Origin of the sequence: Celeribacter marinus (assembly GCF_965656515.1) — a bacterium.
Lineage (GTDB): Bacteria > Pseudomonadota > Alphaproteobacteria > Rhodobacterales > Rhodobacteraceae > Celeribacter > Celeribacter marinus_D.
Genome location: NZ_CBFHKW010000072.1, coordinates 1 through 10,656 on the forward strand (window position 1 = coordinate 1; position 10,656 = coordinate 10,656).

Consider the following 10,656-nt stretch of genomic DNA (forward strand, 5'->3'; position numbering starts at 1 on the left):
TTCCCTATTACCAGCGGTAGTGGCTGAACGCTTTGTTCGCGTCGGCCATCTTGTGCGTATCTTCGCGTTTTTTCACAGCGGAACCACGACCGTTGACTGCGTCAAGCAGCTCACCGGCAAGACGTTCTTCCATCGTGTTTTCGTTGCGACCGCGCGAGGCGGTGATCAACCAACGGATCGCGAGTGCTTCGCGGCGCTCAACACGCACTTCAACGGGCACCTGATAGGTGGCACCACCGACGCGGCGGGAGCGAACTTCAACCGACGGCTTCACGTTTTCAAGAGCTTCGTGGAAAACCTCAATTGGGGCTTTCTTCAGCTTATCTTCGACGCGAGTCAGGGCGTTGTAAACAATGCGCTCGGCGGCAGATTTCTTACCATCGATCATCAGGTTGTTCATGAATTTTGTCAGAACCTTATCGCCATACTTGGCGTCAGGCAGGACTTCGCGCTTTTCAGCGGCGTGACGACGGGACATACCAGTCTCTCCTTACTTAGGACGCTTAGCGCCGTATTTCGAACGACGTTGCTTACGGTCTTTGACACCTTGAGTATCAAGAACACCGCGGAGAATGTGGTAGCGTACACCTGGAAGGTCTTTTACGCGGCCGCCACGGATCAGAACCACAGAGTGCTCCTGAAGGTTGTGGCTTTCACCGGGGATGTAAGAGATGACCTCGAAGCCATTCGTCAAGCGCACTTTTGCAACTTTACGCATAGCCGAGTTCGGCTTTTTCGGGGTGGTGGTGTAGACGCGCGTACAAACGCCACGCTTCTGGGGACACTGCTCCAGATGCATGGACTTGGAACGCTTGACTTTAGGCTGACGCGGCTTGCGGATCAGCTGCTGAATCGTTGGCATGGGCTTTTCCCGTTCCTAACTCATGTGCTGCCTCGACATATGCCGAGACGGTGAAAATTCGAAGCGCCACACGAGGTTCGCATAACGCAAAAGGCCGCAATCGTTTCCATTCCGAGGCAAACGACGCGGTGAGTTCGCAGAGGACCAACACCGAGCAAGTGGTGCAGATCTTGATCACTACAATTTAGAATTCGACACGTTCAGGGATTAGCCCCTCTAGTCGGATTGAGCGCCGTATATGGAGAGTCGGCTTCCTTGTCAACAGGCGCTCAAGAGCGCGGTCGCCGACGCCCCAGTTGTGCCTCGCGAAACACCGTGAATATACCCGTCCCCGCAATGATCGCGGCCCCTAGCAACGACCATGCGTCAGGCCATTCATCAAAAAATACCTGACCCAAAATTAGCGCGGTGACCACTGATGTATATCGAAAAGGTGCCGTGGCGGTCATGTCCCCTACCCGCATAACAACAATAGAACAAACATAGCCGATGATCAAAAACGCGCCCGCGGCAACGATGCCAAGAACGAGCGGTATCGTCATCGGTGACCATGTCACCGCCATTGATGCAGCGCCCGCGCACCCCGTCACAAAAAGAACAGTTGTTATTGCGATAGTCGCGGTAGGCACCTGATCAGACATGGCGCGGACACACATATCGCGTCCTGTGATAAAGAATACGGTCACAAACGCCCAAATTGACGCGCCATTGAAATCACCACTCCCCGGCTTGACGATCAACAGCGCCCCTAAAAAGCCAAGCACCACAGCAACGGAACGCCGCCACCCTAGGGGATCGCGGAATACCACAAACCCTGCAAGCACAATCACCAGAGGCACCATTTGTTCAATCGCCACAGCATTGGCGAAACTCATGCGCGTCACCGCGTACAAAAATGCAAACGCTGCACCCGTTTCACAGGCCGCTCGTGCCAATACTAAAACCCAATCGCGTGTCGAAAGATTGAAACGCGGCGCACCTAATAAGCGTACAACTATGGTCGACACCAAAACCACATTGACCAGACCGCGTAAAAAGATCGCCTGCATGAGTGGGAGATGTCCAAGCACAGCCTTCATGATCGAGTCATTGATGGTAAAGGCGACCATGCCAAAGACCATAATAAATGCAGCTCTCGTAGACGAAGAATGTTGGGTCATTAGCATCAATACCTAAATTTCATGACTGATGCGCTATCATTGCTCCAACCCCTTGGAAAGGGATTTACATTTAGGACCGACACAGATGAAGTTGTCACAAAAAGGCCCGCGCACCATGCGATACACCGTAGCAGCAACAGTTCGAAACGAAGGGCCATTTCTGTTGGAATGGCTAGCTTGGCAAAAGATGCTCGGCTTTAACGATGTGTTGTTCGTTCATAACGATTGCACAGATCATTCGGTGGAACTTATGCGCGTTCTTGCCGATGCAGGATGGTGCCTTGAACAAGAACACTTTCCCGAGGACAAGCCCCCAGTACGCTCTGGCTTGGACGCGATGCGCGCCCATGACATTATGCAATTAACCGACTGGCTCTTTATCTGCGATGTCGATGAGTATCTCATCCCAAAGGTGGGGAACCGCACCATCGCGGCGTTTTTGAACGGAAAGGAAACGCAATTTGCCGGCGTTGCCGTGCAATGGAAAGTGTTCGGGACATCTGGCCTGATCCTCTATGATGATACGTTTTTGCACCGGACCTTTACGCGCGGAGCAAGAACCAAGAGCCATCCAAATGCGTTTTTTAAAAGTTTCTTGTATCAGCCGCTGCGCTTTCAAAAATTTTCTCCGCACTCGCCGCGTGGCATGACCCTTGATGGCGATTGGAGCGAGGCGCCGACCAACTGGGGACGGGCGAATGGGCGGCCGTTCGAACTCGACCCCAATGGCGAGCATCGACAACGCACCAAGCGTCCGTTCATTTCGCATGACGGCGCTCAGCTCAACCACTACGTCACAAAGTGGATTGAAAGTGTGGATTTCAAAATGGGAAATGTATGCCCACTACGAAAGGGCGATGTTCCACGCTATAGCGAAGAGTTTTTTGATATTCACGATCGCAATGACGAGTATGACGGCAAGGCTCTTCGGTTCGAGGACCGTTTTGATACCGTCTACGCGCAGATAACAACCGTTCCGCGCGTTCTAGAACTGCACCACTTGTGTTGTGCCGACTATATCAAGGCCATACATGACAAACGCGGATCAAATGTGAATGACGACCCGCGCTACCGTACTCACCTAACACAGGCCAAAAGCGCAGCAATGTGACCCAAAGGCCAGGTCGAAACGCAAAAGGGCCCCGCACTGCGGAGCCCTTTTCTATTTTTGAGATCACGTATTTTACGCGTCGTCGCCCTCGGGGGTCTCGATAGGTGTCGCGCCTATGATGTCGACTGAGACATCCTCAGACGGAGCCGCGAGTGCGGCGGCCGCTTCGGCTTCAATACGAGCACTCTCCACCACGGCACCATCGCGGTCCGCAGCAATTTTGCGCACGCGCATCGTCGCACCACCGGTACCGGCAGGGATCAAACGACCAACGATAACGTTTTCTTTGAGACCGACAAGCTTGTCGCGTTTACCCTGTACCGACGCTTCCGTGAGAACACGTGTTGTCTCTTGGAAAGACGCTGCAGAGATAAACGAGCGGGTCTGAAGCGATGCCTTCGTGATCCCGAGCAAGATTGGCTGACCTTTAGCAGGACGACCACCTTTGCTTTCAGCTTTCGCGTTGGCTTCCTCAAACTCGATCTTGTCGACGTTTTCACCTTTGAGAAGTGTGGTATCACCGCTTTCGAGGATCTCCCATTTCTGCAACATTTGACGCACGATCACTTCGATGTGTTTATCGTTAATCTTCACGCCTTGAAGACGGTAAACATCCTGAACCTCGTTGATCATGTAGTCAGCCAAAGCCTCGACACCCATAATGGCAAGAATATCGTGCGGCGCGGGGTTACCGTCCATCAGATACTCACCCTTCTGGATGAAGTCGCCTTCGCCCACTGGGATGTGCTTGCCCTTAGGAACCATGTACTCGACCGGCTCCATCGACTCGTCTGCAGGCTCGATGGAAATGCGACGCTTATTCTTGTAGTCGCGGCCAAAGCGCACGTAACCGTCAATCTCCGCGATGATCGCGTGATCTTTCGGACGACGTGCCTCGAAGAGTTCAGCAACACGCGGCAAACCACCGGTAATGTCTTTCGTCTTCGCGCCTTCGCGTGGAATACGTGCAACAACGTCACCCGCTTTGATGTCTTGGCCATCTTCGATGGACAAAATTGCATCTACAGACATCAGATAGGTAACTGGATTGCCGCCATCATTGCGCATCGGCTCGCCATCATCGCCCAAAATGAGGACCTCAGGCTTGAGATCACCACCCTTAGGAACAGAGCGCCAATCGGATACGATTTTCTGCGTCATACCCGTTGCATCATCGGTCACATCACGCACCGACAAGCCAGAGATGAGGTCAACGAATTTCGCCTTACCCGCCTTTTCTGCGATGATTGGGAGCGTATAAGGATCCCACTCAAACAGTTTGTCGCCACGCTTGATCGTATCGCCTTCTTTGATGAATACCTTTGTGCCGTAACCAAGCTTGTAAGACGCACGCTCAACGCCATGCTCGTCAACCAATGCCATAGACATGTTGCGGCCCATGACGATGTTTTCGCCGTGAACGTTTTCAAGCAGGTTGGGGTTGGTAAAGACAACCTTACCTTCTTGGTTGGCTTCTTGGAACGACTGTTGGCCACCCTGTGCAACCCCACCAATGTGGAATGTACGCATGGTCAACTGTGTGCCCGGCTCACCGATGGATTGAGCGGCGATAATACCTACAGATTCACCTTGGTTCACCATGGTACCGCGTGACAGGTCACGACCGTAACACATGGCGCAAACGCCCTCTTCGGCCTCACAGGTCAATGGAGAACGGATGCGCATGGATGCAACACCGGCCTCTTCGACTAGATCAGCTTTACGCTCGTCGATGAGTTCGTTCTTAGCCAAAAGCACTTCGTCGGTGCCGGGCTTGAGAACTTCATCGGCGGAGACGCGACCGAGGATGCGCTCGGCCAGCGAGGACACCACTTCGCCATCGTTCACAGCCGCTTCAGCGGTGATCGCGATGTCAGTGCCACAATCGACCTGACGGATAATGCAGTCTTGTGCAACGTCCACGAGGCGGCGTGTGAGATAACCGGAGTTCGCTGTTTTAAGCGCGGTATCGGACAGACCCTTACGAGCACCGTGTGTCGAGTTAAAGTACTCAAGCACGGTCAGGCCTTCTTTAAAGTTCGAGATAATCGGCGTTTCGATAATCTCACCAGAAGGTTTCGCCATCAGGCCGCGCATGCCGCCCAACTGTTTCATCTGTGTGACTGAGCCACGCGCACCGGAGTGGGCCATCATGTAAACCGAGTTCGGTTCCATTTCGGCGCCATTCTCGTCGCGCTTGCTTGCGGAGATGGTGGACATCATAGCTTCGGTGACTTTGTCGTTACACTTCGCCCAAGCATCGACAACTTTGTTGTACTTCTCGCCCTGAGTGATCAGGCCGTCCATGTACTGTTGTTCGAAATCTTTGACGAGGCCACGGGTTTCATCCACCAATGTCCACTTGTTGTCAGGGATCACCATGTCGTTCTTGCCGAACGAAATGCCGCCCTTGAACGCTTCGCGGAAGCCCAAGGTCATGATCTGGTCACAGAAAATCACGGACTCTTTCTGACCACAGTAGCGGTAGACAGTGTCGATGACTTTTTGCACGTCTTTCTTGCGCAACAGCGTGTTGACCAAGTCAAACGGTGCTTTTGCGTTCAGCGGCAACAACCCACCAAGGCGCAAACGGCCCGGCGTTGTGTCGAAGAGAACAGCGACTTCCTGACCGGTTTCGTCGATCTGTGGAATACGCGCTTTGATCTTGGCGTGCAGATGCACTTCACCAGCGTTCAAAGCGTGCTCTACTTCTTCGATATCGGAGAAGACCATGCCCTCACCGACCATGCCCTCACGTTCCATCGTGACATAGTAGAGACCCAAAATCATATCCTGAGACGGAACAATGATCGGCGCGCCGTTGGCGGGCGACAGAACGTTGTTCGTGGACATCATCAAAACGCGGGCTTCGAGTTGTGCCTCAAGAGAGAGCGGGACGTGAACAGCCATCTGGTCACCGTCGAAGTCGGCGTTAAACGCGGAACACACGAGGGGGTGAAGCTGAATGGCTTTGCCTTCAATCAGCGTGGGTTCGAACGCTTGGATCCCGAGACGGTGAAGCGTTGGCGCACGGTTCAACAGAACAGGGTGCTCGCGGATCACTTCGTCGAGAATGTCCCAGACTTCGGGGCGCTCTTTCTCGACGAGTTTCTTCGCCTGTTTCACGGTCGAGGAATAGCCTTTGGCCTCCAGACGGGAATAGATGAACGGCTTGAACAGTTCGAGCGCCATCTTTTTGGGCAGACCACACTGGTGCAACTTCAACTCGGGACCGGTCACAATGACCGAACGACCGGAGAAGTCGACGCGTTTGCCCAAAAGGTTCTGGCGGAAGCGACCCTGCTTACCCTTCAGCATGTCGGAAAGCGATTTCAACGGACGCTTGTTGGCACCGGTGATGACGCGGCCACGACGGCCGTTGTCGAACAGGGCGTCGACGGATTCTTGCAACATACGTTTCTCGTTGCGCACGATGATATCGGGCGCACGCAGCTCGATGAGACGCTTGAGGCGGTTGTTACGGTTGATCACACGCCGGTAAAGGTCGTTGAGGTCGGAGGTCGCGAAACGACCACCATCAAGCGGCACAAGAGGACGAAGCTCTGGCGGGATCACAGGGACCACGGTGAGGATCATCCACTCGGGACGGTTGCCGGATTCAAGGAAGCTTTCGACGATCTTCAAACGCTTGATGATCTTCTTTGGCTTCAATTCACCGGTTGCCTCTTTGAGGTCTTCGCGCAGTTGCTCCGCAGCGGACTCAAGGTCGATATTCGACAACATTTTACGGATCGCTTCGGCGCCGATGTCGGCCTCGAATGCGTCCATGCCATAGATGTCTTGCGCGTCCATGAACTCCTCTTCGGTCATCATCTGACCATAGGTGAGATCGGTAAGACCCGGCTCAATTACAACATAGTTTTCAAAGTAGAGCACACGCTCAAGATCGCGCAGCGTCATGTCGAGCATGAGGCCGATACGGCTTGGCAGTGATTTCAAGAACCAGATGTGTGCAACAGGCGCGGCCAGTTCGATATGGCCCATACGCTCGCGACGCACTTTCTGGAGGGTAACTTCGACACCACATTTCTCGCAGACAACGCCGCGATACTTCATGCGCTTATATTTGCCGCACAGGCATTCGTAGTCTTTGATCGGGCCAAAGATACGCGCACAAAACAGACCGTCACGCTCGGGCTTGAACGTGCGGTAGTTGATAGTTTCGGGTTTTTTAATCTCACCGTAGGACCACGACAGAATGCGCTCGGGCGATGCAAGAGAGACCTTGATCTCGTCAAACGTCGACGGCTGCGCCAGCGGGTTGAACGGGTTGGTTGAGAGTTCCTGGTTCATGTTTTGAGTTCCTCAAATTGTTGCGGAAGGGAGAGAGGGATAAGAGCCGAAGCCCTTATTCCTCATCCTCCGCATCCAGGAGTTCCATGTTCAGGCCGAGGCCACGGACTTCTTTGACAAGCACGTTGAAGCTTTCGGGAATACCCGCTTCAAAGTTGTCTTCGCCCTTGACGATCGACTCGTAGACCTTGGCACGACCTGCAACGTCATCCGACTTAACTGTGAGCATTTCTTGTAGCGTGTATGCCGCGCCATATGCTTCCAGTGCCCAGACTTCCATCTCACCAAAGCGCTGACCACCGAACTGCGCCTTACCACCGAGCGGCTGCTGGGTGACGAGCGAGTATGGACCCGTGGAACGAGCGTGAATTTTGTCGTCCACAAGGTGGTGCAGTTTGAGCAGGTATTTGACGCCAACAGTGACTTTACGCGCGAATTGTTCGCCCGTACGGCCATCGAAAAGTACCGATTGCGCTGAGGTATCGAAACCGGCGCGCATCAAAGCATCGTCAATATCGGCCTCTTTCGCACCGTCAAAGACAGGTGTTGCAATCGGAACACCGATTGCGGTCACGTTCGATGCTGCTTCGAGCATCAGGTCGTCGTCCATGCTCTCAAAGCCCTCGGCGTACACATCTTCGCCGTAGACGAATTTGAGGGCGTCACGCACAGGGGTCATATCGCCGGAACGACGATATTCCTGAAGCGCTTCGTCCACTTGGATACCAAGCGCACGAGACGCCCAACCCATGTGAGTTTCAAGGATCTGACCGACGTTCATACGCGATGGCACGCCGAGCGGGTTGAGACAGAAGTCGACGGGAGTACCATCGGCAAGGAACGGCATGTCCTCCATCGGAACAACGCGGGAAATAACACCTTTGTTGCCGTGACGACCGGCCATTTTGTCACCTGGCTGAAGCTTGCGCTTCACAGCGATAAAGACTTTGACCATCTTCATCACACCGGGTGGAAGATCGTCGCCGCGGCGCACTTTCTCGACCTTGTCTTCAAAGCGGTGCTCAAGCGCACGTTTTTGAACATCGTACTGGCCGTTCAACGCTTCGACAATTTGCGCGTCAGCTTCACCCTCAAGGGCGAGTTGCCACCATTGACCTTTGGATAGCTGCGACAGCAAGTCCTCATCAACAACCACATTGGCTTTAACACCTTTGGGGCCTTTGACGGCGGTTTTGCCGAGCAACTGCTCTTTGAGGCGGGCGTAGATGTTACGATCAAGGATCGCCATCTCATCGTCGCGGTCACGGGCGAGGCGTTCGATTTCCTCACGCTCGATCTGAACCGAACGCTCGTCTTTTTCGACGCCGTGACGATTAAAGACGCGAACTTCCACGACCGTACCGTAATCACCAGGCTTCACACGCAACGAGGTGTCGCGCACGTCCGAGGCTTTTTCACCAAAGATGGCGCGCAGGAGTTTTTCTTCCGGCGTCATCGGGCTTTCGCCCTTTGGTGTGATCTTACCCACGAGAATATCGCCGGGCTCAACGTGAGCACCGATGTACACGATACCGGCTTCGTCGAGGTTGCGCAGGGCTTCCTCGCCAACGTTCGGAATATCGCGGGTGATTTCCTCTGGGCCGAGTTTCGTATCACGGGCCGCGACTTCGAATTCTTCGATGTGAACCGATGTGAATACGTCGTCACGCGCGATGCGCTCGGAAATCAGGATGGAGTCTTCGTAGTTGTATCCATTCCAAGGCATAAACGCGACGATCACGTTTTTACCCAGAGCGAGCTCGCCCATATCCGTGGATGGACCATCCGCAATGACTTCGCCTTTACCAACAGCTTGGCCTACTTTGACCAATGGACGCTGGTTGATACAGGTGTTTTGGTTGGAACGCTGGAACTTACGCAGACGATAAATGTCCACACCAGCATCGCCAAGACCTAGATCAGACGTGGCACGTACAACGATACGGGTCGCATCAACTTGGTCGATGATACCAGCACGAGCGGCTTGGATCGCAGCACCAGAGTCGATGGCAACTTTGCCCTCCATACCGGTACCTACAACAGGCGCTTCAGCACGCAACAAAGGCACAGCCTGACGTTGCATGTTAGACCCCATGAGAGCGCGGTTGGCGTCATCGTTTTCAAGGAACGGGATAAGTGCAGCAGCAACCGAGACCAGCTGTTTTGGCGATACGTCGATCAAATCTACGTTTTCAGGCGGGTTAAGCGCGTGCTCGCCCGACTGACGTGTAGATACGAAGTCGTTGGTAAAACGACCAGTTTCGTCGAGCGACGCGTTGGCCTGAGCCACAGTGTGACGCATTTCTTCGGTTGCGGACATGTATTGGACTTCGTCAGTAACCTGACCGTCGACTACGCGGCGATATGGCGTCTCGATGAAGCCGTACTTGTTCACCCGTGCAAAGGTCGCGAGCGAGTTGATCAAACCAATGTTCGGACCCTCGGGTGTCTCAATCGGACACATACGACCGTAGTGGGTAATGTGAACATCACGTACTTCGAAACCTGCTCGTTCGCGCGTCAGACCACCTGGTCCAAGCGCGGAGAGGCGGCGCTTGTGCGTCACTTCGGAGAGCGGGTTGGTTTGGTCCATGAACTGCGACAGCTGCGAGGAGCCGAAGAATTCGCGAACGGCAGCCGCCGCAGGTTTCGCATTGATGAGGTCTTGCGGCATGACCGTGTCGATTTCGACGGACGACATACGCTCTTTAATCGCGCGCTCCATACGCAACAGACCAACGCGGTATTGGTTTTCCATCAATTCGCCAACAGAACGCACACGACGGTTGCCGAGGTGGTCAATGTCGTCGATGTCGCCACGACCGTCACGCAATTCAACAAGTGCTTTGATACACTTAACGATATCGTCACGATCAAGCGTACGCTGCGTGTCTTCTTTATCGAGAGCAAGACGCATGTTCATCTTTACACGGCCAACCGCGGACAGATCATAACGTTCGCCATCAAAGAACAGGCTGTCAAAGAGATTGCCTGCCGCTTCAACGGTGGGTGGCTCGCCTGGGCGCATCACGCGGTAGATGTCCATGAGCGCGGTTTCGCGGTTCATGTTTTTATCTACAGCAAGCGTGTTGCGAATGTAGGCACCAACATTGACGCCATCGATGTCAAGAACCGGAAGGTCCGTGATACCTGCGTTTTGCAGATCGAACAATGTGCCGCCAATAACGTCACCGTCTTTGTCGTACTCG

At 53.9% G+C, this 10,656-nt stretch carries 6 protein-coding genes; 1 reads left to right on the forward strand and 5 read right to left on the reverse strand.

Going from position 1 to position 10,656, the window contains the following annotated elements; all coding sequences use genetic code 11:
- Positions 1–7 precede the first annotated feature (7 nt).
- From rpsG to ACTG34_RS12460, 3 genes are all read right to left on the reverse strand, one after another.
- The gene (gene rpsG, locus ACTG34_RS12450) at positions 8–478 is read right to left on the reverse strand and encodes a 30S ribosomal protein S7 (protein WP_062217327.1); all 471 of its coding nucleotides are present in this window, start codon (positions 476–478) and stop codon (positions 8–10) included.
- 12 nt (positions 479–490) lie between these two features.
- Positions 491–862: a 30S ribosomal protein S12 gene (gene rpsL, locus ACTG34_RS12455; RefSeq protein WP_005621086.1), complete on the reverse strand. Its 372-nt coding sequence runs from the start codon at positions 860–862 to the stop codon at positions 491–493.
- 269 nt (positions 863–1,131) lie between these two features.
- Positions 1,132–2,022, reverse strand: a complete 891-nt coding sequence (locus ACTG34_RS12460; RefSeq protein WP_439105208.1) for a DMT family transporter — start codon at positions 2,020–2,022, stop codon at positions 1,132–1,134.
- Between the two features lie 115 nt (positions 2,023–2,137).
- On the opposite strand from ACTG34_RS12460, the gene ACTG34_RS12465 reads away from it, so the two are divergent.
- Positions 2,138–3,133: a glycosyltransferase family 2 protein gene (locus ACTG34_RS12465; RefSeq protein ID WP_439105209.1), complete on the forward strand. Its 996-nt coding sequence runs from the start codon at positions 2,138–2,140 to the stop codon at positions 3,131–3,133.
- Between the two features lie 72 nt (positions 3,134–3,205).
- Here ACTG34_RS12465 and rpoC read toward each other — a convergent pair whose 3' ends face one another.
- Both rpoC and rpoB read right to left on the reverse strand, forming a co-directional pair.
- Positions 3,206–7,447 (reverse strand): DNA-directed RNA polymerase subunit beta', encoded by a 4,242-nt coding sequence (gene rpoC, locus ACTG34_RS12470; RefSeq protein ID WP_439105210.1) that lies wholly within the window; start codon positions 7,445–7,447, stop codon positions 3,206–3,208.
- A gap of 55 nt (positions 7,448–7,502) precedes the next feature.
- The coding region (gene rpoB / locus ACTG34_RS12475; protein ID WP_439105211.1) for a DNA-directed RNA polymerase subunit beta at positions 7,503–10,656 on the reverse strand (3,154 nt) is incomplete at its 5' end.